Origin of the sequence: Nocardia sichangensis, from assembly GCF_047200615.1 — a bacterium.
Classification (GTDB): Bacteria; Actinomycetota; Actinomycetes; order Mycobacteriales; family Mycobacteriaceae; genus Nocardia; species Nocardia sichangensis.
In genome coordinates this window covers 50322-73443 of record NZ_JBJZOK010000026.1, presented here as the reverse complement: position 1 = coordinate 73443, position 23122 = coordinate 50322, and the positions used below count along the sequence as shown (strand labels likewise).

The 23122-nt window shown below is 69.3% G+C and carries 28 protein-coding genes and 1 pseudogene; 19 read left to right on the top strand and 10 right to left on the bottom strand.

Going from position 1 to position 23122, the window contains the following annotated elements:
- Positions 1–33: 33 nt before the first annotated feature.
- Positions 34–948 (bottom strand): annotated as a pseudogene (locus ACL03I_RS29580) (HAD family hydrolase); the annotation flags it as partial.
- A gap of 223 nt (positions 949–1171) precedes the next feature.
- On the opposite strand from ACL03I_RS29580, the gene ACL03I_RS29575 reads away from it, so the two are divergent.
- The 5 genes from ACL03I_RS29575 to ACL03I_RS29555 all read left to right on the top strand — a co-directional run bounded on the left by ACL03I_RS29575 (position 1172) and on the right by ACL03I_RS29555 (position 6689).
- Entirely contained in the window at positions 1172–1432 is a 261-nt protein-coding gene (locus ACL03I_RS29575) for a glutaredoxin family protein (RefSeq protein ID WP_355071929.1), read from the top strand.
- Between the two features lie 240 nt (positions 1433–1672).
- Complete coding sequence (locus tag ACL03I_RS29570) at positions 1673–2500, top strand: redox-sensing transcriptional repressor Rex (RefSeq protein ID WP_355071931.1); 828 nt, start codon at positions 1673–1675, stop codon at positions 2498–2500.
- A gap of 70 nt (positions 2501–2570) precedes the next feature.
- Positions 2571–4013: a glutamyl-tRNA reductase gene (locus ACL03I_RS29565; RefSeq protein ID WP_355071933.1), complete on the top strand. Its 1443-nt coding sequence runs from the start codon at positions 2571–2573 to the stop codon at positions 4011–4013.
- A complete protein-coding gene (hemC, locus tag ACL03I_RS29560) occupies positions 4010–5065 on the top strand; it encodes a hydroxymethylbilane synthase (protein WP_355071935.1) in 1056 nt (351 codons plus the stop codon). The genes ACL03I_RS29565 and hemC overlap by 4 nt, the downstream gene beginning before the upstream one ends.
- A 61-nt stretch (positions 5066–5126) precedes the next feature.
- Positions 5127–6689: a bifunctional uroporphyrinogen-III C-methyltransferase/uroporphyrinogen-III synthase gene (locus tag ACL03I_RS29555; protein WP_355071937.1), complete on the top strand. Its 1563-nt coding sequence runs from the start codon at positions 5127–5129 to the stop codon at positions 6687–6689.
- Between the two features lie 169 nt (positions 6690–6858).
- On the opposite strand, the gene ACL03I_RS29550 is transcribed toward ACL03I_RS29555, so the two are convergent.
- The 3 genes from ACL03I_RS29550 to ACL03I_RS29540 form a co-directional block, all read right to left on the bottom strand.
- Positions 6859–7131: a hypothetical protein gene (locus ACL03I_RS29550; protein ID WP_355071939.1), complete on the bottom strand. Its 273-nt coding sequence runs from the start codon at positions 7129–7131 to the stop codon at positions 6859–6861.
- A gap of 116 nt (positions 7132–7247) precedes the next feature.
- Positions 7248–8057: a tetratricopeptide repeat protein gene (locus ACL03I_RS29545; RefSeq protein WP_412807481.1), complete on the bottom strand. Its 810-nt coding sequence runs from the start codon at positions 8055–8057 to the stop codon at positions 7248–7250.
- Positions 8058–8093: 36 nt separating this feature from the next.
- Positions 8094–8879 carry a hypothetical protein gene (locus ACL03I_RS29540; RefSeq protein ID WP_412807480.1) on the bottom strand — a complete coding sequence of 262 codons (786 nt, stop codon included), beginning with the start codon at positions 8877–8879 and terminating at the stop codon, positions 8094–8096.
- Between the two features lie 206 nt (positions 8880–9085).
- Between ACL03I_RS29540 and hemB the strand changes: the two genes are divergently transcribed.
- The 6 genes from hemB (at position 9086) to ACL03I_RS29510 (ending at position 12324) form a co-directional block, all read left to right on the top strand.
- Entirely contained in the window at positions 9086–10063 is a 978-nt protein-coding gene (hemB, locus tag ACL03I_RS29535) for a porphobilinogen synthase (protein WP_364424309.1), read from the top strand.
- Between the two features lie 5 nt (positions 10064–10068).
- Positions 10069–10584 (top strand): hypothetical protein, encoded by a 516-nt coding sequence (locus tag ACL03I_RS29530; protein ID WP_355071947.1) that lies wholly within the window; start codon positions 10069–10071, stop codon positions 10582–10584.
- A gap of 321 nt (positions 10585–10905) precedes the next feature.
- Positions 10906–11388 (top strand): hypothetical protein, encoded by a 483-nt coding sequence (locus ACL03I_RS29525; RefSeq protein WP_412807479.1) that lies wholly within the window; start codon positions 10906–10908, stop codon positions 11386–11388.
- Positions 11385–11645, top strand: coding sequence for a hypothetical protein (locus tag ACL03I_RS29520; RefSeq protein WP_355071951.1), 261 nt, complete (start codon positions 11385–11387; stop codon positions 11643–11645). The genes ACL03I_RS29525 and ACL03I_RS29520 overlap by 4 nt, the downstream gene beginning before the upstream one ends.
- 57 nt (positions 11646–11702) lie before the next feature.
- Entirely contained in the window at positions 11703–11933 is a 231-nt protein-coding gene (locus ACL03I_RS29515; protein ID WP_355071952.1) for a hypothetical protein, read from the top strand.
- 169 nt (positions 11934–12102) lie between these two features.
- Positions 12103–12324 (top strand): hypothetical protein, encoded by a 222-nt coding sequence (locus ACL03I_RS29510; protein WP_355071954.1) that lies wholly within the window; start codon positions 12103–12105, stop codon positions 12322–12324.
- A gap of 21 nt (positions 12325–12345) precedes the next feature.
- Here ACL03I_RS29510 and ACL03I_RS29505 read toward each other — a convergent pair whose 3' ends face one another.
- Positions 12346–12732, bottom strand: coding sequence for a hypothetical protein (locus ACL03I_RS29505; RefSeq protein WP_355071956.1), 387 nt, complete (start codon positions 12730–12732; stop codon positions 12346–12348).
- Positions 12733–12906: 174 nt separating this feature from the next.
- On the opposite strand from ACL03I_RS29505, the gene hemL reads away from it, so the two are divergent.
- The 8 genes from hemL (at position 12907) to ACL03I_RS29465 (ending at position 20347) form a co-directional block, all read left to right on the top strand.
- Entirely contained in the window at positions 12907–14244 is a 1338-nt protein-coding gene (hemL, locus tag ACL03I_RS29500) for a glutamate-1-semialdehyde 2,1-aminomutase (RefSeq protein ID WP_355071957.1), read from the top strand.
- A 359-nt stretch (positions 14245–14603) separates the two neighbouring features.
- Positions 14604–15254, top strand: a complete 651-nt coding sequence (locus ACL03I_RS29495; protein ID WP_355072138.1) for a histidine phosphatase family protein — start codon at positions 14604–14606, stop codon at positions 15252–15254.
- Positions 15251–15892: a TlpA disulfide reductase family protein gene (locus ACL03I_RS29490; RefSeq protein ID WP_355071959.1), complete on the top strand. Its 642-nt coding sequence runs from the start codon at positions 15251–15253 to the stop codon at positions 15890–15892. The genes ACL03I_RS29495 and ACL03I_RS29490 overlap by 4 nt, the downstream gene beginning before the upstream one ends.
- Positions 15889–16143 (top strand): hypothetical protein, encoded by a 255-nt coding sequence (locus ACL03I_RS29485; RefSeq protein ID WP_364424300.1) that lies wholly within the window; start codon positions 15889–15891, stop codon positions 16141–16143. Before ACL03I_RS29490 ends, ACL03I_RS29485 begins: the two co-directional genes overlap by 4 nt.
- 40 nt (positions 16144–16183) lie before the next feature.
- Positions 16184–17011 carry a cytochrome c biogenesis CcdA family protein gene (locus ACL03I_RS29480; RefSeq protein WP_355071962.1) on the top strand — a complete coding sequence of 276 codons (828 nt, stop codon included), beginning with the start codon at positions 16184–16186 and terminating at the stop codon, positions 17009–17011.
- Positions 17008–18654, top strand: a complete 1647-nt coding sequence (resB, locus tag ACL03I_RS29475) for a cytochrome c biogenesis protein ResB (RefSeq protein ID WP_412807478.1) — start codon at positions 17008–17010, stop codon at positions 18652–18654. The genes ACL03I_RS29480 and resB overlap by 4 nt, the downstream gene beginning before the upstream one ends.
- A 2-nt stretch (positions 18655–18656) precedes the next feature.
- Positions 18657–19622, top strand: a complete 966-nt coding sequence (ccsB, locus tag ACL03I_RS29470; RefSeq protein WP_355071966.1) for a c-type cytochrome biogenesis protein CcsB — start codon at positions 18657–18659, stop codon at positions 19620–19622.
- 71 nt (positions 19623–19693) lie between these two features.
- Positions 19694–20347 (top strand): Uma2 family endonuclease, encoded by a 654-nt coding sequence (locus ACL03I_RS29465; RefSeq protein WP_355071967.1) that lies wholly within the window; start codon positions 19694–19696, stop codon positions 20345–20347.
- Between the two features lie 16 nt (positions 20348–20363).
- Here the strand turns inward: ACL03I_RS29465 and ACL03I_RS29460 are convergent, their stop codons facing one another.
- The 5 genes from ACL03I_RS29460 to ACL03I_RS29440 form a co-directional block, all read right to left on the bottom strand.
- Positions 20364–21083 carry a hypothetical protein gene (locus tag ACL03I_RS29460; RefSeq protein ID WP_412807477.1) on the bottom strand — a complete coding sequence of 240 codons (720 nt, stop codon included), beginning with the start codon at positions 21081–21083 and terminating at the stop codon, positions 20364–20366.
- Positions 21084–21225: 142 nt separating this feature from the next.
- Positions 21226–21579 (bottom strand): hypothetical protein, encoded by a 354-nt coding sequence (locus ACL03I_RS29455; RefSeq protein WP_412807476.1) that lies wholly within the window; start codon positions 21577–21579, stop codon positions 21226–21228.
- 220 nt (positions 21580–21799) lie between these two features.
- Entirely contained in the window at positions 21800–22066 is a 267-nt protein-coding gene (locus ACL03I_RS29450) for a hypothetical protein (RefSeq protein ID WP_412807475.1), read from the bottom strand.
- Positions 22063–22551 (bottom strand): DNA-directed RNA polymerase subunit beta, encoded by a 489-nt coding sequence (locus tag ACL03I_RS29445; protein WP_412807474.1) that lies wholly within the window; start codon positions 22549–22551, stop codon positions 22063–22065. The genes ACL03I_RS29450 and ACL03I_RS29445 overlap by 4 nt, the downstream gene beginning before the upstream one ends.
- The gene (locus tag ACL03I_RS29440) at positions 22548–23009 is read right to left on the bottom strand and encodes a hypothetical protein (RefSeq protein ID WP_412807473.1); all 462 of its coding nucleotides are present in this window, start codon (positions 23007–23009) and stop codon (positions 22548–22550) included. Before ACL03I_RS29440 ends, ACL03I_RS29445 begins: the two co-directional genes overlap by 4 nt.
- Positions 23010–23122 lie beyond the last annotated feature (113 nt).

Sequence of the window (23122 nt, the reverse complement as noted above, 5' to 3'; positions counted from 1 at the left end):
GGGGGGCCGGGGGGGGGGGGGGGGCCCCCCCCCCGCTACGGCACCGCCCGCTGCGCCGAGGGCCAGGGCGGTGGGTACGCCGATCTTTGCCGCCTTGCGGCCGGTTCGGAAGTCGCGGATCTCCCAGCCGCGGTTCTTGGCGACCTCGCGTAGATCCGAGTCCGGGTTGATCGCGACGGCGGTGCCGACCAGCGAGAGCATCGGCACATCGTTGTGGCTGTCGGAGTACGCGGTGCACCGCTTGAGGTTCAGGCCCTCGCGGATCGCCAGGGTGCGCACCGCATGCGCTTTGCCGAGTCCGTGCAGGATGTCGCCAACCAGGCGGCCGGTGAACTTCCCGTCGACACTCTCGGCCACGGTGCCCAGCGCTCCGGTGAGCCCGAGCCGCTTCGCGATCACCTGCGCCAGCTCCACCGGGGTCGCGGTCACCAGCCACACCTGCTGGCCCGCGTCCAGGTGCATCTGCGCGAGCGCGCGGGTGCCGGGCCAGATCTTGTCGGCGATGATCTCGTCGTAGATCTCCTCGCCCAGCGCGGCCAGTTCGGCGGTCGAGCGCCCGGCGATGAACGCCAGCGCCTTCTCCTTGCCGCTGGCCATGTCGGTGCTGCTCTCCTTGCCGGTGACCCGGAACTTCACCTGTTTCCAGGCGACATCCACCAGATCGGAGGTCTTGAAGTACTTGCGCGCCGCCAGACCGCGGGCGAAATGCACGATCGAGGCGCCCTGCACCATCGTGTTGTCGACGTCGAAGAACGCCGCCGCGGTCAGGTCGCGCGGCGCCTCGGGACCAGCGGCCTCCACCTCGCCCGCGGCGAGCTCGGCGTCGTGCAGGGTCAGCGCCGCGTCCGCGCTCGCCTCACCGGCCAGATTGGCCCGCAATTCCTCTTCAGTCGGGCCGAAGGGGCTGCGCGAGATGCGGGCGAGCTGGTCCTGCAGACCTTGGCCCATCTGGCTCAGATTCCACCGCGCCGGAAACTCACCGAATCGTCCCGCGATGAATCCGGCCCTCGCCACCTTCGATCGTTCCGGCACCAGTACCTCCGCCCGTCGCGCGAACCATGTCAACAGTAGCCGGATCGGCCGACAGTCACGGCAGAAGGCGGCGCGCGACACAATCGCGTGGCGCGCACCGAGCCCGCATGGCGTTCCGGCCGCTGATTGAATTCCGGTCATGACCAATCACACACATTCGGTGACATTGCTGACTCGCGCGGGCTGTGGACTGTGTGCGACGGCACTGGAACAGCTGCGCGTGATCTGCGCCGAATTCGGTTTCGAACCGGCGACCGTCGACGTCGACGAAGCCGCCGCTACCGACCCTGGCCTGCGCGCGGAGTACGGCGACCGGCTTCCCGTCGTCCTGCTCGACGGCCGCGAACACAGCTATTTCGATGTCGACGAGACTCGATTGCGGGCCGACCTGGAGCGCTGAGCGCGCCGTTTTCCGTCCGATTCGGCCACTGTGCTGGTCGCGGCGGAAAATGAGGCCAATTTCACCGACTTTGTGCAGGGCTTCACAAGCAGTTACGGTGGTGGCAACGCGACCCGCATGCCGAGGCTGCGGAGCCGCCCCGAAATCCGAAACTTCGACACCATGGCACCGGACCGCCCCCGGGTCAGAAGGGTCGAGCGACGAACCGGAGCCCGAGGCCCGGGACGAGGAGCCGACGACGTGACAGAGCAGCATGAGGCGCCAGGCGGCGTCTCCGGCAGGGCTCTGCAGAAGGACATCCCGCAGGCCACCGTCGCGCGGCTGGCTACCTATCTTCGGGTCCTCGCCATGTTGGCCGACGACGGTGTTGCCATCGTATCGAGTGAGGAACTGGCTGTCGCGGCGGGTGTCAATTCGGCCAAATTGCGCAAGGATCTATCCTTCCTCGGCCCCAACGGCGTTCGCGGCGTCGGCTACGACGTGGCCAAGCTCCGCTCCCGGATCGAGGATGTGCTCGGTCTGTCGCAGGGCCACCGTGTCGTGCTGGTCGGCGCGGGAAACCTGGGCCGGGCACTGGTGGGCTACGGCGGGTTTCAGCGGCGCGGTTTCACCGTGGTCGGCATTCTCGACAGCGACCCCGCGGTGATCGGCATGCCGGTCGCCGGACTGGTGGTGCGCGACGTCGCGGAGCTGGCCGCGGCGGTCGCCGAGCTGGAGCCGACCATCGCGGTGATCACCGTTCCCGACGACGCGGCCCAGGACGTGTGCGATCGGCTCGTCGCGTTCGGACTGCAGTCGATTCTGAGTTTCGCCCCCTGCGAGCTGGTCGCACCGGCCACGGTCGAGGTCCGTCGCGTCGACCTGGCCGTCGAGATGCAGATGCTGTCGTTCGAACGGGTGCGCAACGCGGAGCAGGCTCCGCTGCCGGTCGCGCACGCCGGGTCGGGTCGCATCGCGCACCGCCTGCCGACTTCGCATCCGGCACTCCAGCACTCGGCAACCCCGCATACGGCAACCTCGCATACGGCAACGGAGCCAAGCAGCAAGGGATCGGTGGTCACACCATGAGTGAGCGCAGCGAGCGAATCATGCAGTTCAGCACGGCGGAGGATTCCGTTCGTGCCGGGACGGTGACGGCATGAGCGTTCTCCTCGTCGGCATCTCGCACCGCAGCGCGCCGGTTCCCGTGCTGGAGAAGGTGGCCGTCACCGACACCGACCGGCCGAAGCTGATCGACCGCCTGATCTCCTCGAGTCATGTGTCCGAGGCGATGATCGTCTCCACTTGCAACCGGGTCGAGGTCTACGCGGTGGTCGACGCCTTCCACGGCGGTCTCGCCGAGATCGGCGATCTGCTGACCAAGCACTCCGGCCTGCCGATGCCGGATCTGACCAAGCACGCCTACGTCCGCTACTCCGAGGCCGCCGCCGAGCATCTGTTCGCGGTCGCCAGTGGCCTGGACTCGATGGTGGTCGGCGAGCAGCAGGTGCTCAGCCAGATTCGCGGGGCCTACGCCTCCGCCGACGCGCAGCGCGCGGTCGGGCGGACCCTGCACGAGCTGGCGCAGCACGCGCTGCGGGTCGGCAAGCGGGTGCACGCCGAAACCGGCATCGACCGCGCGGGCGCGTCGGTGGTGTCGGTCGCGCTCGATCGCGCGCAGCAGGTGCTCGGCCCCCTGGCCGGCCGGACCGCCGCGGTGGTCGGAGCGGGGGCCATGGGCGGTCTCGCGGTCGCGCATCTCTCCCGAGCCGGGATCGGCCGGATCATCGTGGTGAACCGCACCATCGCGCGGGCGCGCAGGCTCGCCGAGACCGCGCGGACGCACGGCGTCGAGGCCGAGGCCATGGAGCTGTCGCGGCTCACCGAGGCGATGTCCGCGACCGACGTGGTGGTCACCTGTACCGGCGCGGTCGGCGCGGTCGTGACGCTCGCCGACACCCACCGCGCGCTCACCGACCGCGAGCGCGGCGAGGAATTCGCCACGGTGGACCGGCCGTTGGTGTTCTGCGATCTCGGCTTGCCGCGCGATGTGGAGCACGCCGTGGCCGGACTGCCCGGCGTCACACTCATCGACATCGAGACCTTGCAGCGCGATCCGGCTGCGGGCGCCGCCGCCGACGACACGGCAGCCGCCCGATCGATCGTCGCCGACGAGCTCGCGAAGTATCTCGCCGGACAGCGGATGGCCGAGGTCACCCCGACGGTGGCGGCGCTGCGCCAGCGTGCGGCGGAGGTGGTCGAGGCCGAACTGCTGCGTCTGGATTCGCGGCTGCCCGGCCTCGCCGACCCGGAACGCGACGAGGTAGCGCGCACGGTGCGCCGGGTGGTCGACAAGCTGCTGCACGCGCCGACGGTGCGGGTCAAGCAGCTCGCCTCCACGCCGGGCGGCGACAGCTACGCCGAGGCGTTGCGCGAATTGTTCGAACTGAAGCCGGGCGCGGCCCAGGCGGTCGCCGCGCCGATGGAGATCACCGCGCTCGCGGACGACCGCGCCGAGATCACATTGGCCGACGGGGAGATCGCGCTGGCCGACGACTTCACCGCGGGCCATCGCGGCGAGGAACAGGGGCAGACGGCATGACCATGGTTCACCGAGAAGGCAACGCCACCGCGGAAGGCACTCGTGCCCCGTGGCGGATCGGCACCCGCGGGAGCCTGCTCGCGCTGACCCAGGCGGGCACGGTGCGCGACGCGCTGATCGCGGCCGGTCAGCCCGCCGAGCTGGTCGTCATCAAGACCGCCGGTGACCTGTCGTCGGACCCGGTGCAGAAGATCGGCGTCGGCGTGTTCACCTCCGCGCTACGCGACGAGTTGGCGGCGGGCGCGATCGACATCGCCGTGCACTCCTACAAGGATTTGCCGACCGCGCAGGACCCGCGCTTCACCATCGCCGCCATCCCGCCCAGGGAGGACCCGCGTGACGCGCTGGTCGCGCGCGACGGACTGGTCCTCGGCGAGCTGCCCGCGGGCGCGAAGGTCGGCACCTCCGCGCCGCGTCGCGCCGCTCAGTTGCGGGCGCTCGGGCTGGGCCTGGACATCGTCCCGCTGCGCGGCAACCTGGACACCCGGCTGCGCAAGGTCCGGGAGGGCGAGTTGGACGCCGTGGTGGTGGCCAGAGCCGGACTGGCTCGCATCGATCGGCTGGACGCGGTCACCGAGTCGCTGGAGCCGGTGCAGATGCTCTCCGCTCCCGCGCAGGGCGCGCTCGCGGTCGAATGCCGCAGCGATCACACCGCGCTGGTGGAGATCCTTTCCGGCCTCGACGACGCGGCCACCCGCGCGTCGGTCGTCGCCGAGCGGTCGCTGCTGGCCGAACTCGAGGCGGGCTGCACCGCACCGATCGGTGCGCTCGCCGAGGTGGTCGAATCGCTCGACGACGAAGGGCGGATCGTGGACGAGCTGTCGCTGCGCGCGTGCGCGGCGGCCGTCGACGGATCCGACGTGCTGCGCGCATCGGTGGTCGGCGCCCCGGACGACGCCGCCGAGCTCGGCCGCGCACTTGCCCGCGAGTTGCTCGACATGGGTGCGCGCGAGTTGCTCGCCACCGAACCGGACGACGGTTCCCCCACCCGGGCGGTGAGTTCGCCCGCCACAGACTTGCCCAACCCCAGCCCAATGGAGAACAGCCGATGAGCGGAAGCATAGGCACCGTGCCTTCGGGTATGCCGGAGCCGAGCGCAAGCGAGGTGCAGGCATGAGCCGAGCCACGAAGAAGCACCCCGGTCGCATCCTTTTCGTCGGATCGGGTCCGGGTGACCCGGCGCTGCTCACGGTGCGGGCCCGTGAGGTCATCGGGCGGGCGACGCTGGCGTTCACCGACCCGGATGTCGACAAGGGTGTGCTCGCCCTGATCGGCACCTCGGTCGAGCCGGGGCCCGACGGCGAACGTCCCGTCGACGTGCGGCCCGCGCTCGGCGAGCCGGCCGAGGTGGCCAAGACGCTCATCGCCGAAGCGCGTGCCGGGCACGACGTGGTGCGCGTAGTCGCGGGCGACCCGCTGACCACCGATTCGGTGATCGCCGAGGTCAACGCCGTCACCCGCTCGCACATGGTCTTCGAGGTGCTGCCCGGCCTGCCCAACGGTTCCGCGGTGCCCAGCTACGCCGGCATCGCGCTCGGTTCCGGGCACACCGAGGCGGACGTGCGCGGCGAGGTCGACTGGGCCGCGCTCGCGGCCGCGCCCGGCCCGCTGGTCCTGCACTCGACCTCGGGTCATCTCGCGGAGACCGCGAGCGCCCTGGTCGAGCACGGCATGGCGCCGCAGACCCCGGTCGCGGTGACGGTACGGGGCACCACCCGTCAGCAGCGCACCATCGAGGCCACTCTGGCCACGCTGAACAGCGCCGCCTCCGAACTGGTCGGCCCGCTGGTGGTGACCATCGGCAAGGTGGTCGCGCAGCGCTCGAAGATGTCCTGGTGGGAGTCGCGCGCGCTGTACGGCTGGACCGTGCTGGTGCCGCGCACCAAGGACCAGGCCGCGGAGATGAGCGAACGGCTCGTCACGCACGGCGCCATCCCGATGGAGGTGCCGACCATCGCGGTCGAGCCGCCGCGCAGCCCCGCCCAGATGGAGCGCGCGGTCAAGGGTTTGGTCGACGGTCGCTACCAGTGGGTGGTGTTCACCTCCACCAACGCGGTCCGCGCGGTGTGGGAGAAGTTCGCCGAATTCGGTCTGGACGCGCGGGCGTTCTCCGGTGTGAAGATCGCCTGCGTGGGGGAGGCCACCGCCGACAAGGTGCGGTCGTTCGGCATCAACCCCGAGCTGGTGCCCAGCGGCGAGCAGTCCTCCGAGGGCCTGCTGGCCGACTTCCCGCCTTACGACGACGTGTTCGACCCGGTGAACCGGGTGCTGCTGCCGCGCGCCGACATCGCCACCGAGACGCTGGCCGAGGGCTTGCGCGATCGCGGCTGGGAGATCGACGACGTCACGGCCTACCGCACGGTGCGCGCTTCGCCGCCGCCCGCGGAGACCCGCGAGATGATCAAGACCGGCGGTTTCGACGCGGTCCTGTTCACCTCGTCCTCCACGGTGCGCAACCTGGTCGGCATCGCGGGCAAGCCGCACGCCCGCACCATCGTGGCCTGCATCGGCCCCAAGACCGCCGAAACCGCCATCGAATTCGGCTTGCGCGTTGACGTGCAGCCCGATGTGGCCCAGGTCGGTCCCCTGGTCGAAGCGCTGGCCGAGCACGCGGCCCGGCTGCGCGCCGAAGGACTCCTGCCGCCGCCGCGCAAGAAGAGCCGCCGCAGTAGGTAGTTTTGCTGTGTCGGTCTTTCCAGCGCCTGCGGCGCTGGGTGTTCGCGGCCCGGTCTCGCTTCGCTCGAAAGACGTGGTTGCGGTGCGCTGGGCGCGCCAGGGGTGATTCGCGGTCGCGAAGGCTCGCTTATGCGACTTCGCGACCGCGACCCGAACCAGCGATCGGATCTCAGTACCGTCTGCGCATCAAGGTGCGGACCATGGAGCAGGTGGCGTCGGAGGGTGGGCGGATGCCGATTACCTCGGCGGTGTGCCTGATTCGCTTGTTCGTGGCGTAACTCGGTGCGTAGACGCCGGAGTCGAGCAGTGCGATCGCCAGGCGCATCGCCTTGAGCCGCCGGTTGTGCAGGACGTACCACGCCTTGGGGCGGCCCGGAGGCAGCGGGCGCTTCTGCAAAGGGGTGTAGGGGCGATCGATGAGAACGGTTTGTGGTGTGCGCATTGGCATCCCTCCCGTGGCGATCGGGGGCGGGCGAGCCCCCTCGAACGTACCTTCGATTGTACCCGGGGGGACCGACAAACTTGGCTGGCCAGAAGGGTTTTCGAGCGTCCAGTGGCTCACAGATCGTGCAACAGTCGCATCGACTGCGGATGGCCGAGCGCGGCCGCGCGTTCCAGCCACTGCCTGGCTTCCCGCTGCGCCGGCGTGCGGCCGGTCGCGATGGCGGCGGCGGTCCGCAGCACCTCGGGGTCGGCGAAATCGCCTGCGAGGTAGGGGGTGTTGGCGGCGCGCAGCAATAGGGCGAGGTGGAACATCGAGTCCGGGTCGCCCGCTTCGGCGCCCTTGCGCAACCACCGCTCACCCTCGATCGGCTCGCCGCGGTCCAGATGCAAGGCGCCGAGCACTGCCATCGCATCGGTCCTTCCCCGCCGCGCGGCCTCGGTGAGCAGGTCGATCGCGCGGTCGAATTCGCCGCGGCGCGCCAAGCGCAAGCCGAGACTGCGCATGGCCGTGGGGTTTCCGGCGCGGACAGCTCGTTCGTACCACTGCTCGGCCTCTTCGTCGCGTCCACGCCGGTTGGCGATGACGCCCATATTGCAGAGGGCTTCCGGCAACCCGCGCTCGGCGGCCGGCCGCAACCAGCGCTCCGCCTCATCGATATTCCCGCGCTCGGTGTGCAGCAGGCCCAGCTGTATCCCCGCCGCTTCGTTGCCGCGGCCGGCGGCGGTCTCCAGCCAGTGGATCCCCTCGCCGATCCGCCCGTCGGCTCCCAGCAGCGCGCCGAGCATGCCCATCGCCGGCGCGCTGCCACCCGCGGCGGCCCGGCGCAGCCAGCGTTCGGCGCCCGCCGCGTCGCCCGCGTGCCACAGCGCTTCGGCGCGCCGTTGCATGGCGACCAACTCGACCTCGCTCGGCGGCTCGGTCATCTCAACAGCCCGTCTCGCGGAACACCACGCCGTCCATCATCGCGCCTGTTCCATCGGGACGCGGTACCCGTTCGCGTGCGCGTAAGCGGTCAGCTGCGCGTCGTAGTTGCGGAGGCTGTCCAGCAGCCAGGTGTGTCCGGTGTCCTTGACGACCACGATCGGCCCCCGGCTGCCCGGCGGAAGCGTGGGTACCGAGCCGTCGAGGTACCAGGACGTGGTCGACCACGGGAAGATGAAGGCCCAGCCGATGTCGGCGACCCGCTGCGGCGGCCCGAGCTGTAAGGGGTCGGCCGGGGTGGCATGCCGTGCGCTGTGCTGGGCGAGCAGATGCCGTGCGCTGTTGCGGGCCACGCGCACGTCCAGCGGCCCCGAAGCGGTGTCCGGAAACCGGAGGCTGGTCTCCGCCCCTGCGCACAGTCGTCGGCCCGCCGCCTCCGTCACCTGACACGGCCTGCTCTGCAGGCGGAGGAAGACGCAGCGGGCGGTGTCGGAGAAGCGCAACTGGACGATGGCGTCCTCGGTGCCGCCGGCCAGGTGCGTCCCCCGGCTGCGTATCCACTCGGGCTCGTCGGGCCGGATGCCGAGCATCCGGAAGGCGACGTGCGCGCCCGGCATCACCTCGGGCGCGGCCGATTGTCGTGCGACGAACTCCACGGCGAAGTTCTGCCCGGTGGCGTCGGTGGCACGCCAGACCCGCAGCATGAACGCGGGCGGAGGCAGACCGTCGGTGAGCACGGGCCACCAGTCGGCCAGCAACACCGCCGCCCACGACTCGAAGTCGGCGGCTCTGGCCAGCGAGATGTCGATGTGCGGATCGGTCATGCTTGTCCCCCAGCGGGTCTCGCCTAGTCGGAGTATGCGCCTTCGTCAGGGGGGTAATGTGTGATTTCGCACACTGTTATCACTCGGATGGCATGAGTGATCGCCGGGTAACGCGCGGCAGCTGTCCCAGAGGGTCGGGCCCGGCGTCGCGGAGCGGGCCACGGGCGCTCGCGACAGCGGATCGCGCCGGGCGTATCGTGCGATTCATGACCGGAATGGACCGCCCACGGCGGTTGCGCCGTACTCCCGCTCTGCGCCGTCTCGTGGCCGAAACCACGCTCGAACCACGGCAATTGGTGCTGCCGATGTTCGTGGCCGACGGCTTGGCGGAGCCGCGTCCGATCGGCTCCATGCCGGGCGTGGTGCAGCATTCGCTCGACTCGCTGCGCAAGGCGGCGGTCGAGGCGGTCGCGGCGGGTGTCGGCGGCATCATGCTGTTCGGCGTGCCGCGTCCGGAGGACAAGGACGCGGTAGGCAGCGCGGCCAGCGATCCGCGCGGCATCCTCAACCGCGGCCTGCGCGCCCTCGCCGACGAGGTGGGCGACTCGACCGTGGTCATGGCCGACACCTGCCTGGACGAGTTCACCGATCACGGGCACTGCGGTGTGCTCGCGGCCGACGGCGCGGTCGACAACGACGCGACGCTGGACCGCTACGTCGAGATGGCGCTCGCCCAGGCCGAGGCGGGCGCCGACCTGCTCGGCACCAGCGGCATGATGGACGGCCAGGTAGGCGCGATCCGGCGCGGTCTGGACGCGGCCGGGCGCATCGATACCGGCATCCTGGCCTACTCCGCCAAATACGCTTCGGCGTTCTACGGACCGTTCCGGGAAGCGGTCGCTTCCTCGCTGGAAGGCGACCGGCGCACCTATCAGCAGAACCCGGCAAATCGGCGCGAGGCGATCCGCGAGCTCGAACTGGACCTGGCCGAGGGCGCGGACATCGTCATGGTCAAGCCGGCCATGTCGTATCTGGACATTCTCCGCGAGGTCGCCGATCACTCGACGGTCCCGGTCGCCGCCTACCAGATCTCCGGCGAGTACGCGATGATCACCGCCGCCGCCGAGCGCGGCTGGATCGACCGCCGCGGCGCCGTCCTCGAGTCGCTGCTGAGCATTCGCCGGGCCGGCGCGGACTTCGTGCTCACCTACTGGGCGACCGAGGCCGCGAACTGGCTGTCGTGACGAATATGGCGGGACCGTTCGCCGCGGGCTCGGCCCGGCCCCCGATGCCGGAGGATGTCGGTACCGCGCGGCAGCTGTGGTGGGGTGTCGTCGGATTCGGCGTGGTGCAGTTGATCGCCTCGATCGTCGCTGCCCTGGATCAGCGGCGCACGTTCGCCGAGCAGGTCTTCGAGCAGGCCAGGACGCAAGATCCGCAGGTCACGATGGCAAGCGCCGAGCTGATGGTGTCGCTGGTCTACGTAGTCGTGGTGCTGATCGGGCTCGGTCTGTCCGCGCTCGCTCTGGTGATCGTGCACCAGTTCGGGCGTGGCAAACCGTGGGCGCGCACCGTGCTGACGGTCCTCGGCGCTTGGTCCGTGGTGATCGGCGTCGGCGCGTTGCTGGCAATCGACGCGGTGACCGGGACGGCCTCGCTCGTCGCGGGCGGTGCTTCCATCGTGCAGGGCGTGCTCGCGGTCGGCGCCATCTATCTGTCCCACCGACCCGAAGCCACCGCTTACTTCCAGCCGGGCAGGCGTTGAGGCTCTGAATGGAACAGGTTTCCAATTTGTCCGAGACAGTCCGGCATGTATGGTGAGGGTTGTCACAGTGGACGTGGAAACCGGTAGTCGTCTGCCGTTCGTTGGCGCTTATTACGCGCGCGAACTCGGCAAATGGCTCCGGAGGATCGGAGGCATCGATGCGAGTGGTGATCCAGCAGCCGCACAGCATTCGGCGGGATCTGGCCGTCTTGAGTCTGCTGATTCTGTTCGCCGTGCTGACCGTCGCCGTGCTGTTGCTGCCCGGCTTGAGTCGCTGATTCCGCTCTCCGCCTTGGTCCACGCTGCCGCGGGGGCTCCGGCGTGACCGCCGAAGCCGTCTTGTTCACCGAGCCGGGCGCCCGCTGGCGCGCCGTAGCCTACGGGCCGATCCTGTGCTTGGCCGTTCTCGTCCTGGAACTCGTCACCGGTGGTGACGTGCACTGGTTCGCCCTGCTGTTCTGTGCCGCGCTGATCGCCGGTTTCGTCGCACTGCAAGTGGTCGCGGGCAAACGGCACGTCGGCGTCGAACTCACCGCGGAGACGCTGCGTTCGGGCACCGAGTCGGTCCCGCTGAGCTCGATCGCGGAGGTCATGCCGGAACGGGACGAGAACTCCTGGGACGACGAAGAGTGGGAGTCGGCCAGGGCGCTCGGTGAGCTGAGCGGCGTGCCGCGCCGCCGTACCGGCATCGGCCTGCGGCTGGCCGACGGCAGCCTGGTGCAGGCCTGGGCCAGAGACCACAAGGCGCTGCGCGCGGCGTTGACCGAGGCCGTTCAACGCAGTTCGGACGGAGTGGACCGATGAGGCGCTGGCTGGTCGCGGTGCTGGTGGAAGTGGATCTGTTCGTGCTCGCGCTGATCGGGGCGGCGTTGAGCGCACGCGCGGGCATGCGCACCACCGATTTCCCGCCGTCCGGCGACGCCCCGGGTTTCACCGCGATCCGCTATGCCGCGCCTTGGTGGCTACTGGCCACGCTGCTCGTCGCGGTGGCCGGTGTGCTCGCCATCGACGCCGCGGCCCGGCTCGCGCGTGGACTGCGTGGCGCCGGAGCCGTGCGCTGATCGACGCGAATTCGTCTGCGATCGTTTCATGCCGCGCGCAGCGGGAACGCCGATCACATGAAACCAACTGTCCAGCGAACACTTTTCGGTGCGGTGGCGGCCGGTGTGATCGGCGCGGCCGCAGCCGTACCAGCCACCGCGTCCGCCGAAACCGTTCCGCAAGAGCCTGTTCCGGTGACACCCGCCTTCGCGGCCACGCCGCCGGCACCGCTGCTGCACGCGCTGCCGACGCCGTTGGCGTGCCTGGTGACGACCGGCTTCGCCGCGTTCTGTCTGGGCATCACGTAGCCACGGATTGCCTGCTAACCGCTGCGGACCGCGCGCAGGCGGGTTACCGTGCTACCGCCCCCGGTTCGGCGCCCGACGCCCGCCGACCGTGCGCTTTGGTTGGAATGGCCCTGGGGCCTTTAGTATTTCGGCCGTATCTGGTACGTGCGTCGATGAAGGAAAGTGTTCGATGAACCGGTTCGCCGTGAAGATTTGTGCCGCGTTTGCCGTGGCCGCCGCCCTCGGACTCGGGGCCGCGCCCGCAGGCGCGACCCCGGGACTGCCACTGGAGGACGCGAATCCGGTCGATGCGCCGATCCTGGTGCCGGATTCCGGATCCGCCGGCCCTTACAACGGGTTCATGTGCTTCCTGCACACGATGTCGGCGCAGGTCCCCTGCATGTACGCCTGACTGCGGCGGCCCGGCGCCCGTTCAGTTCCAGTGCTGGTAGATGTCCAGCACACGGCCGTCGCGGGTGCCGGGGGCGTTCAGGTAGACGGTGACCGTGCCGTCCGGATGGCCCGCCGCCTCCAGCACCACCTGGCGCAGTGTGGCGTGCACCGCACCGCGGTCGTCGCGGTAGATCGCGGAGTCGTTCTTCAGTCCGGCGCCGATCCGGCTGGGCGGGACGAACATGGTGACCACGGCGGGAATCGGCCCGCCGGCCAGCGCTGCGGTCGCCGTGTGGTCCAAGGGGATGGCCAGCCGCACGTCGTCGATTTGATCGAGCGGCTGCGCGGCGGCGGATCCGGCGCCGAGTGCCATTGCGGCCCCCGCGACGACGGCGAGCACACCCACGCTGACGATGGCAATCCGCATGCAGACCCTCCCGAACGATGGACGAATGTGAGCTGAGACTACGCACCGGCAACCGTTCAGCGATCGAAATCCGCGCGAACCCCACCTCGGCGTGTTGCCGGGCGGCTGCGGCCTGCATCACTGCACTACACCCTGTCGTCAAGCCGATTTTCCGGTGCTGAGAGACTGGAACTCGTGAGTTCTTCTCCGCGCGTGACCAGTGCCGCTGTGCCGGTTTCCGCTCAGCTCTTCGACCGGGCGAGTTCGGTGATTCCGGGTGGCGTCAACTCTCCGGTGCGGGCATTTCGATCCGTCGGCGGCACACCGCGATTCATCGCCTCGGCCGACGGCTGGAGGCTCGTCGACGCGGACGGCAACGAGTACGTCGACCTGGTCTGCTCCTGGGGGCCGATGATCCTTGGCCACGCGCATCCGGCGGTAGTCGAGGCGGTGCGCGGCGCGGCGAGCGGGGGTCTGTCCTTCGGCGCGCCGACCGAAGCCGAGATCGAACTCGCCGAGGAGATCGTGCGGCGGGTCACGCCGGTGGAGCGGGTACGGCTGGTGAACTCGGGCACCGAGGCGACGATGAGCGCGGTCCGGCTGGCCCGCGGCTACACCGGACGCACCAAGATCATCAAGTTCGCCGGTTGTTATCACGGCCACGTCGACGCGCTGCTCGCCGACGCGGGCTCCGGCGTCGCCACGCTCGGGCTGCCCACCTCGCCCGGCGTGACGGGCGCGCAGGCCGCCGACACCATCGTGCTGCCCTACAACGACATCGACGCCGTCGCCGCCGCGTTCGCCGCGAACCCGGGTCAGATCGCCTGCGTGATCACCGAGGCCGCGGCGGGCAACATGGGCGCGGTGGCGCCGCTGCCCGGATTCAACGCGGGACTGCGCGCGCTCACCGCCGAGCACGGGGCGCTACTCGTCATGGACGAGGTGATGACCGGATTCCGGGTCAGCGCCGCGGGTTGGTTCGGCCGGGAAGGCGTCGCGGGCGACCTCTACACCTTCGGCAAGGTGATGAGCGGCGGTCTGCCCGCGGCCGCGTTCGGCGGTCGCGCCGAGATCATGAACCACCTCGCGCCGCTCGGGCCGGTCTACCAGGCCGGGACGCTGTCCGGTAACCCGGTCGCGGTGGCCGCGGGCCTCGCCACACTGCGCGCGGCCGACGAGGCGGTGTACGCCGCGCTGGACCGCAACGCGCGGCGGCTCGGCGAGCTGTTCACCTCGGCGCTGACCGCCGCGGGGGTCGGGCATCAGGTCCAGTTCGCAGGCAATATGGTGAGCGTGTTCTTCGCCGAACGCCCGGTCACCGACTACGCCGCCGCCAAGGCGAGCGAGACCTGGCGCTATCCAGCGTTCTTCCACGCCCTGCTCGACGGTGGCGTGTACGCGCCGCCGAGCGCGTTCGAAGCGTGGTTCGTCTCCGCGGCGCTCGACGAGGACGCGTTCGACCGTATCGCTGCCGCCCTGCCCGCCGCCGCGCACGCGGCGGCGGCCGCCACCCCCGAAGGATCCCGCGCGTGACCTCCGACCTCGATCAGCCCGATGCCGACCGGCGCGAGCCGGCCAAGCCGTCCGCCGCGCCGGAGGTGACCGCGACGCACGGCGCGACCGCCGTCGCGGTCGATCCGGCCGCGGACGCGACCGTGATCGACGCTGGTGAGCAGTTCGCCGCCGCGAGCGCCGGGACGCAGACCGCCGAGCCAGGATCCGAGGAATCCAGCCTGGTCGAGGCGGGCGCCCAGTTCGCGGCGGCTGCCGCGTCGTCGGACGCGCAGGTCGTCGCGGCGCGTAAAGGGGACAAGCCGGCTCCGGCCGAGACCGAGACCAATGGAACCGAGGCGGCGGAGCACGCCGACGCGCGGACCAGCGCCACCGACCGGGTGCACGACGGCGGCGCCGCCGCGATCGAGACGATCGTGCACGTGCTGCGCCACGGCGAGGTGCACAACCCGAACGGCATCCTCTACGGCCGCCTGCCCGGCTTCAGCCTTTCGGTGGCGGGCCGTGCGCAGGCCGCCGCTGTCGCGCGGACCCTGGCCGATCACGACATCGCCGTGGTCATCGCGTCGCCGCTGCAGCGTGCTCAGGAGACCGCCGAGCCGATCGCCGCGCAGCACGACGTCATCGTGCGCACCGACGAGAACCTCATCGAGGCGGGCAACACCTTCGAAGGCCTGCGCGTCTCGGTCGGCGACGGCGCGCTGCGCAAGCCGCGGCACTGGTGGAAGCTGCGCGACCCCTTCACCCCGTCCTGGGGCGAGCCGTACCTCCAGATCGCGCACCGCATGCTGGCGGCCGTGAACAAAGCCCGGGTCGAAGCGGCCGGGCGGGAGGCCGTGCTCGTCTCTCACCAGCTACCCGTTTGGACGCTTCGGCGGTTCCTCCAAGGCCAGCGCCTATGGCACGACCCCCGGCAACGGCAGTGCTCGCTCGCCTCGCTGACCTCGCTCGTCTATCACGGCGACACGCTGGTCGACATCGTCTACTCCGAGCCCGCGGGCGGCTCGGACCCCTCGGTGCACGGCGCATGACGCACCGCACCGCGTTCCCCATCCCGCCTTCGGCGCGCGCCGGGCGGGTGCTGCCGGCTCTGCTCGCGTGCGTGGCGCTGATCGCCGCGCTCGCGGGTTGTTCGACCGGTTCGGACGCGGTGGCCTCGGGCGGCACCTTCGAATTCGTCTCGCCCGGCGGCAAGACCGACATCCGCTACGACCCGCCCGCCGCGCGCGGCACCATCGGCAAACTCGCCGGTCCGGACCTGATGATCGCGGGCAAGACCACCTCGGTGGAGGACTACGCGGGCAAGGTCGTGGTACTCAACCTGTGGGGCCAGTGGTGCGGTCCGTGCCGCGCCGAGGCGCCCGCCCTGGAAAAGGTCTACGAAGCGACCAAGGACAAAGGCGTCGCCTTCCTCGGCATCAACGTCCGCGATCCGCAACAGGACAAGGCCCAAGATTTCGTGGTCGACAACAAGGTCGGCTACCCGTCCGTCTACGACCCGTCGATGCGCACGCTCTTGGCGCTCGGCGGGAATTTCCCTACCAGTGTCATCCCCACCACGCTCGTCCTCGACCGGCAACACCGGGTCGCCGCGGTATTCCTGCGGTCCCTGCTGGCCGAAGATCTGCAGTCAGTGGTCGAAAGTATCGCCGCGGAGGAATCACAGTGAATCGCGACCGTCGTACCCGCCACCTGCGTGCCTGTCGGCCACGGCAGGGCGCCCGACGAATCGGCGGCGGATGGGCCGTCGACGACCGGTGGGCGGGCATCGCCACCGTGCCGCGCAGCGTCGCGGCCGAGTCGTTGCTGGACTTCCCGGCGTTCGACGCGGCCGAGGAACCCGCGGCCACCGAGCGCACGGTGGCGCCACGCCGCGGCGCCGGACGATCGTCCGAGGACACGCGGGAGGACTCGGTGTGACCCTCGCGCGCACCGCGCCGCGTACCGGGGAGGACCTGTGATGGTGCTCGCCGCAGTCGGTGATTCGTTCCAGCAGACGGCGGCCTCCGGGCCGCTGCTGCTGGCGCTCGGCGCGTGCCTGCTCGCGGGTCTGGTGTCGTTCGCCTCGCCGTGTGTGGTGCCCCTGGTGCCGGGGTACCTGTCCTATCTGGCCGGACTCGTCGGCGCGGAGGCGCCGCCTGCCACGGTGGCGGAGGCCACCGGCGGACGCGTCGCGACTGCCGCGCGGCCGCTTCGGTCGGGGCGGATGCGGGTCGCGGGTGCGGCCGGTTTGTTCGTCGCCGGTTTCACCGTGGTCTTCGTGCTCGCCACCGCGACCGTGTTCGGCGTCATCCAGACCCTCAACGTGAATCGGGAACTGCTGCAACGCATCGGCGGTGTGGTGACGATCCTGATGGGCCTGGTCTTCATCGGCCTGGTGCCCGCGTTGCAGCGCGACACCCGGATGGAACCGCGCAGGCTCACCAGCCTCATGGGCGCTCCGCTGCTGGGCGGGGTGTTCGCGCTGGGATGGACGCCGTGCCTCGGCCCCACGCTGTCGGGTGTCATGGCCGTGGCCGCGGGCACCGACGGGACCACGGCGGTGCGCGGGGTCGCGCTGATCGTCGCTTACTGTCTCGGCCTCGGTCTGCCGTTCGTGGTGCTGGCGTTCGGGTCGGCGAGCGCGCTGCGTGGGGTCGGGTGGCTGCGCCGCAATTCCCGCACCATTCAGATCATCGGGGGCATGTTGCTCGTCGCGGTCGGCGCCGCGCTGGTCACCGGGGCGTGGGACCAGTTCGTCGCCTGGGTGCGGGACGCGTTCGTCTCCGAGGTGACCCTGCCGATATGACCGTGACCGACCACCCCACGATCGAAAGCCCCGAGCGTCCGCCGCGTCAATCGCTGATCGGGCGGGCCTGGGCGTTCCTGCGCAACACTTGGCGCGGGCTCACCAGCATGCGCACCGCCCTGGTGCTGCTGTTCCTGCTCGCCCTCGCCGCGATTCCCGGCGCGCTGCTGCCGCAGCGGAACCTGAACGAGCAGAAGGTCGAGCAGTACATCGCGAGCCGGCCCACGCTCGGCCCGTGGATGGACCGCTTCGAGCTGTTCGACGTGTTCTCCAGTTTCTGGTTCACGGCCGTCTACGTGCTGCTGTTCATCTCACTGGTGGGTTGCATCCTGCCGCGCACGCTCGACCACTACCGCGCTCTGCGTACACCGCCGGTGCGCGCGCCGCGCAATCTGACGAGGCTTCCGCACCACTACGCGGCCCGGGTCGAGCGGTCGCCGCAGGAGCTGATCGACCACGCCCGCGCCCAGCTGCGCGGCTGGCGCAGCGAGGTCCGCCCCGGCCCCCGCGAGGGTGAACTGGCGCTGTCCGCGGAGAAGGGCTACACCCGCGAACTCGGCAATCTGGTGTTCCACCTCGCGCTGGTCGGGCTGCTGGTCGCCATCGCGATGGGCAAGCTGTTCGGCTACGAGGGCAGCGTCATCGTGCTGGCGAACAACGGCCCCGGCTTCTGCACCACCTCGCCCGCGGTGTTCGACTCGTTCAAGGCGGGCAACGTCAACGACGGCACCGGCATGACCCCGGTCTGTGTGCGGGTGAAGGATTTCCAGGCCGATTACCTGACCAACGGGCAGGCGGAGATGTTCACCGCGAACCTCTCCTACCAGGCGGGCGACGATCTGCGGACGAACACCTGGCGCGACACCAGGGTGCAGGTCAACCATCCGCTCCGCGTCGCGGGTGACCGGCTCTACCTGCAAGGACACGGCTACGCGCCGACCTTCACGGTGACCTTCCCCAACGGCCAGACCCGCTCCGAGTCCATTCAGTGGCGGCCCGACGACGCCTCGACGTTCCTGTCCAGCGGCGTGCTGCGGATCGACCCGCCCGGTGGGATGTACGCCACCGACGAGGAGCGCCGCAAGAACCAGATCGCGATCGAGGGCTTGTTCGCGCCCACGGCGATGTTCCACGGATCGTTGCTGTCCTCCGCGTACCCCGCGATGAACGATCCCGCTGTCGCGGTCGACATCTATCGCGGCGACACCGGCTTGGACACCGGTAAGCCGCAATCGTTGTTCGCCCTCGATCCCGAGCAGGTCAAGCAGGGCAGGCTCGCCAAGGAGGCCAGGGTCAATCTCCGCCCCGGCGAGTCGACCACGCTGCCGAACGGCACCAAGGTCACCTTCGACGGCGCGCAGGAGTTCGTGAATCTCCAGGTCTCGCACGACCCGGCACAGCAGTGGGTGCTGGTGAGCGCGCTGCTGATGATGGCGGGCCTGCTGGTCTCGCTGCTGATCAAGCGCAGGCGGATCTGGGTGCGGGTCTACCCGGCCGAGGACACAGCCGGTACCGTGGACCAACGACGCACTGTAGTAGAGATGGGCGGGCTCGCCAGGACCGACCAGGCGGGCTGGGGCGGCGAGTTCGACCGGCTGCGCATGCGCCTGCTCGATGAGCACGCCGAGACCACGGGAGAGTGACGATGCCGATCGACGAGACCATCGCCAGGTACAGCGATTTCGCCTTCAAGACGGCGATCGTGGTGTACGCGCTGGTGCTGGTGCTGCTGATCTGGCAGTACGCGACGGCGCGCAGCCGCCAGGTCTCCGAGCGCGAGCTGGTGACGGTGGGCGGCGGGTCGACACCGCAGGGACCCGGCCGCGTCAGCGAGCCCGAGGGGCGGCCGCTGTCGGAGCGGCTGGGCAACATGGCGTTCTCGGTGCTCATGGTGGCCATCGCGCTGCACGTGGGCGCGATCGTGCTGCGCGGCTTCGCGACCCACCGCTTCCCGCTGGGCAACATGTACGAGTTCGTCACCATGGCGACGGCGGCCGCCGTGCTGGTCGGGATCGCGCTCCTGCGCGAGCAGCGCTACCGCGCCATGTGGGTTTTCCTGCTGGTGCCGGTGCTGATCCTGCTGTTCCTCGCAGGCACGGTGCTCTACGCCGACGCCGCACCCGTGGTGCCCGCGTTGAAGTCGTTCTGGCTGCCGGTGCACGTCACCATCGTCAGCGTGGGCAGCGGCGTCTTCCTGTTCGCGGGCGTGGCGAGCATGCTCTTCCTCTACCGCCTGCGTCAGCCGGACGGCCAGGAGTCGGCCAATGTGCTCGGCGCCATCGCCCGCCGCCTGCCCGACGCCCGCACCCTCGACCGGCTCGCCTACAAGGCCACCATCATCGGCTTCCCGCTGTTCGGCGCGGGCGTCATCCTCGGCGCCATCTGGGCCGAAGCCGCGTGGGGCCGCTTCTGGGGCTGGGACCCGAAGGAAACCTGCTCCTTCATCGCCTGGGTCCTCTACGCCGCCTACCTCCACGCCCGCGCCACCTCGGGCTGGCGCGACACCAAGGCGGCGTGGATCAACATCGCCGCCTTCGTCGCGATGCTGTTCAACCTGTTCATCATCAACATGGTGATCAGCGGGTTGCATTCGTATGCGGGGTTGAACTAACCGGGCTTGATCAGCCCCTGCCGGGGTAAATAGCCATCCAGCGGGACAGCTTCGCCCACTACCATTGCGGCATGTCTGTTCCGAACACAGGACGCTCTGACCTCCCAGAGTTCATGACTTGGGAGGAGCTGGAGCGGCTCCCCGAGGAGCTCGCGGCGCAGATCGAGTTGTGGGACGGACATGTGGTCTGGGTGCGCCGCGGTCCGGCCGAGCATCAGACTTTCTCCAACCGGCTCTGGGCCACGCTCGAGCGCTGCGCACGGAAAGACATGTCGGAGAATCCCGAACAGTGTTGGCGCGTGACCACCGAGACGAACGTATTCCTTGGGGACGCCGGCAAGTCCAACTTCCTGACTCCGGATTTTCTGGTCCACCGCTGTCTCGGATCCGCCTATCAAGACGTGCGCGGCGGTGACGTCGTCTTGGTCGGCGAGGTCCTGTCGCCCGGCAACACGCAGACCGATATCGAAGCCAAGAAGGGACGGTACGCCAGCGCGGGCATCCCTTGGTACTGGGAAGTGACGTTGGCTCGTGAGGTCAGCGCGATCGCCACCGTTCGCGCGTACGGTCTCGACATCGGCCATGCACAACTCCCGGACGGGGTTCATCCGCTCCGTGCCGCCAACTACATCGTCGCCGCCGAATGGACCCACCAGAACCTGGACGGTATCGAGTTCGACCGCCCGTTCCCGATCACCATCCCATGGGATGAACTCGAATACTGACGTCGAACACTCAACCTCAGACAGTGGTAGCGGTGCGGGACCCTGCCGGTCCCATCCAGGCGCCCAAATCCACAACGCTGTTGCAATAGTCGTCGGTGTCATCGAGAACTGGCTGTCGAGCGATGTCGCCTGTACTGGCCAGCGGTGCCAACTCTTGGGCGAGGTAGGCGTATCCGGTCGGGCGGCCGTCGTCGCCGCTGACGGTCAGGTCGATGCCGTAGGTGCGGTCCGCGCGGGTGACATGGATGTAGATGCGGCAGGTGTCGGCGTCGGTGTAAAAGAATCCTGCGAACGTGTACTCGTCGGCGAACCAGGGCAGGCCGCCGCCGACCAGGAGGCTGAACAGACTGAACAGGCGTTGGTCACCGGAATCGGCTCCGGCGGTGTAGTCGAACCCGGTATCGGCTGCGGCGAGGACGGTGTTGCCGTGGCTGTCACGCGGTTGGTCCTCGTGGTCAGCCAGTAGCTGTGTGACAGCGGGCGCGAGGGTGATCCGCGCGTGGTCGATAGCGCCGGTGACATCGAATAGTCTTGTGCCAAAATTTAATTCGTAGTTAACCGCGATTCCTGAGACCATCGCTGCGTCCGGCGACAGCACGATGCGGGCATGTCCGGAGTCCGCGCGTACGACTCCCCGCACCCGCGGACCGACTGCAGTACCGGCCGGAGCGAGGATCAGCGAGATAGTGCGGCACAGCAGCAGATCGAACCGGCCATCCGCGTCTGCGTTGGGCACCGAGTCACCTCCTTGGTCAGCGGATGCCCCTCCGGGTACATATTCGTGCGCTCGAATAGAGCCTGCTGTCGCGGCGATTCTGGGGTCGCCGCAGGGCATGGGCTTGCCGCAAGCCTTCCTCTGAGGCACTTCGAGCCGCTGGCTATGCCGGTTCGGCCCAGAATCCAGCCCTATCGATCACGATGGCGCATGGCTGGTTGAGCACCCCCGCCTTGTAGACGGCCTCGCTGAGGTGAGTCGACATCAGAACCATCCACGTCTTCCACGGCGTGCTCTCGCCATTGGGAGTTCCAGCTTTCGCCGCGAGGCGCGAATAGTAGTCATGAAGTTCTTGGTCGGTGAAGCGGAACTCTACGGGGGGAACCACCGGTGATTCGCCTACAGCCGTGAGTAGCAGCCGACCTGCGCTGTCGCGGCCGATCTGGTATCCCCACTCGTTACCGGCACGAATCACCGAATCGGTGAGTTCAGCCAGATTCGGATCAGACTTTTCCACCACAGGCTCCTCCTGGGTAGGCGGTGATGATCTTGCCTCTCTCGGTGATGGCGCGTCAGCGGCCCGATACGGCTCCATCGCCTCCAGCGGGTGGTGGTAGCGCGCAGTCCTGACTGCCAACTTCATTGCTTTTCAACATGCTTTGACGCACCAGCCACGACTTCGGTTCCCTTGAGTGACTCGATCCCTTCTCTGTGTCGACGGGCACCGGCTGGCCTTGTCAACATTTGAGGTAGAGCCGCTCGTTCGGGAGGCGGGGGAGGCCGGTGGGGTCGCCGGGGAGGACGGTTACCGCGCCGGGGCGGTGGCGGGCGTTCCAGTCCTGGACGAATACCAATGCGGCGGTCAGGCATGCGGCGAAGTCCATTCGTTGGTCGTGCAGGTAGACCGAAAGGTGTACGTCGGGTTCCTCTGGGTGCGGGGACTGGGTGCGGCCGGTCATGAGACTGCGAATCGGCGGCGTGATCGATTCGCCGTGCGAGTTCATCGGCCTGTCCTGACCGCGCTTGCGAGCAGGGATGCTTGCACTGCTTCCACCACCAGCCGTCCTGAGGGCCGGTAGGTGTCGCAGGGAACCTCGAGCCATGCGCGGTATGCGGTGTTGCTGTCGGCCGGGGAAGGGAGGGCGATCAATCCGCCGTCGCGGATCACCTTCACGCGATCCCGGAACAGGCCCGCGAAGATTCGAGGTTCGTCGGGCAGATCAGGCCGCACCAGAAATGTCCAGGTCAGGGAATGCGGGTGCGTGATGATCGGACCGAGACCGTATCCGCCGCTGCGCAACCGGTCCGTCGCTGCCCGCCCCAACGGCTCGGGCACCGAGACGCCCCACACCAGCGAACCTGGTCGCACCACGATTCGGCCGAGTGCTTCGGGTTCTACCTCGGCAGGCAGTTGACAGATCATCTTGTAGTACGCGCACCGTCCGGATGGGGTTGCCAGATCGAAGCCTTCGATGCCCGGCGCGCTCATGCCTGAGCCTCCGCGTCCCCCGACGGTGCCGGGGTCGGGTACAGGGCGCGGCCGAGCATCACGTGTCCCGGCATGATCACGCTGCACTCTCGCGTGAAGTCGGCCGGAACCGAGCCGCCCAGATGCGTCATCCCCGGAACTATCACCGCACTCGCGCGGGCGACGTGCACCATTTCCAACACACGCGCCGCCGCCACCGGCGATACCGTCTGCGGCGCAACCACATAGATCGCGGCCAGTGTGTAACCGTGCCGCCGTGCGAGCGCCTCGATCGTCGCTCGATCGTTCACGGCGTCTGCCCCCGCGACCGCCGCGCACCGCATCCCGACGGCCAGTGCGCCGTGCGTATCTGTGAGCGAGCCACGCAACGGCGTCGACGCGTCTTTCAGATACGCCGCGATCCGCTCCAGCTCAGGCACTCCCGCCCGATACAACCCCTGCCGACTGCTCGCATCCATCCCCTGCGCCTCCCTGCGATCCGATTGGAAAGCACCCGACGCCGAGGGCGCAGCACCAGCCAGCGGTCATAGCCGTACTGGCGCGGCCGAGATGACGAGGTGGCCGGCTCACC

Bases quoted from the DNA above. Each gene is read 5' to 3' on its own strand.
- ACL03I_RS29575 (WP_355071929.1), top strand. From the start codon at position 1,172: ATGACCAATCACACACATTCGGTGACATTGCTGACTCGCGCGGGCTGT.
- ACL03I_RS29565 (WP_355071933.1), top strand. From the start codon at position 2,571: ATGAGCGTTCTCCTCGTCGGCATCTCGCACCGCAGCGCGCCGGTTCCC.
- hemC (WP_355071935.1), top strand. From the start codon at position 4,010: ATGACCATGGTTCACCGAGAAGGCAACGCCACCGCGGAAGGCACTCGT.
- ACL03I_RS29555 (WP_355071937.1), top strand. From the start codon at position 5,127: ATGAGCCGAGCCACGAAGAAGCACCCCGGTCGCATCCTTTTCGTCGGA.
- ACL03I_RS29550 (WP_355071939.1), bottom strand. From the start codon at position 7,131: ATGCGCACACCACAAACCGTTCTCATCGATCGCCCCTACACCCCTTTG.
- ACL03I_RS29545 (WP_412807481.1), bottom strand. From the start codon at position 8,057: ATGACCGAGCCGCCGAGCGAGGTCGAGTTGGTCGCCATGCAACGGCGC.
- ACL03I_RS29540 (WP_412807480.1), bottom strand. From the start codon at position 8,879: ATGACCGATCCGCACATCGACATCTCGCTGGCCAGAGCCGCCGACTTC.
- hemB (WP_364424309.1), top strand. From the start codon at position 9,086: ATGACCGGAATGGACCGCCCACGGCGGTTGCGCCGTACTCCCGCTCTG.
- ACL03I_RS29530 (WP_355071947.1), top strand. From the start codon at position 10,069: ATGGCGGGACCGTTCGCCGCGGGCTCGGCCCGGCCCCCGATGCCGGAG.
- ACL03I_RS29520 (WP_355071951.1), top strand. From the start codon at position 11,385: ATGAGGCGCTGGCTGGTCGCGGTGCTGGTGGAAGTGGATCTGTTCGTG.
- ACL03I_RS29515 (WP_355071952.1), top strand. From the start codon at position 11,703: ATGAAACCAACTGTCCAGCGAACACTTTTCGGTGCGGTGGCGGCCGGT.
- ACL03I_RS29510 (WP_355071954.1), top strand. From the start codon at position 12,103: ATGAACCGGTTCGCCGTGAAGATTTGTGCCGCGTTTGCCGTGGCCGCC.
- ACL03I_RS29505 (WP_355071956.1), bottom strand. From the start codon at position 12,732: ATGCGGATTGCCATCGTCAGCGTGGGTGTGCTCGCCGTCGTCGCGGGG.
- ACL03I_RS29490 (WP_355071959.1), top strand. From the start codon at position 15,251: ATGACGCACCGCACCGCGTTCCCCATCCCGCCTTCGGCGCGCGCCGGG.
- ACL03I_RS29480 (WP_355071962.1), top strand. From the start codon at position 16,184: ATGGTGCTCGCCGCAGTCGGTGATTCGTTCCAGCAGACGGCGGCCTCC.
- resB (WP_412807478.1), top strand. From the start codon at position 17,008: ATGACCGTGACCGACCACCCCACGATCGAAAGCCCCGAGCGTCCGCCG.
- ccsB (WP_355071966.1), top strand. From the start codon at position 18,657: ATGCCGATCGACGAGACCATCGCCAGGTACAGCGATTTCGCCTTCAAG.
- ACL03I_RS29465 (WP_355071967.1), top strand. From the start codon at position 19,694: ATGTCTGTTCCGAACACAGGACGCTCTGACCTCCCAGAGTTCATGACT.
- ACL03I_RS29450 (WP_412807475.1), bottom strand. From the start codon at position 22,066: ATGAACTCGCACGGCGAATCGATCACGCCGCCGATTCGCAGTCTCATG.
- ACL03I_RS29445 (WP_412807474.1), bottom strand. From the start codon at position 22,551: ATGAGCGCGCCGGGCATCGAAGGCTTCGATCTGGCAACCCCATCCGGA.
- ACL03I_RS29440 (WP_412807473.1), bottom strand. From the start codon at position 23,009: ATGGATGCGAGCAGTCGGCAGGGGTTGTATCGGGCGGGAGTGCCTGAG.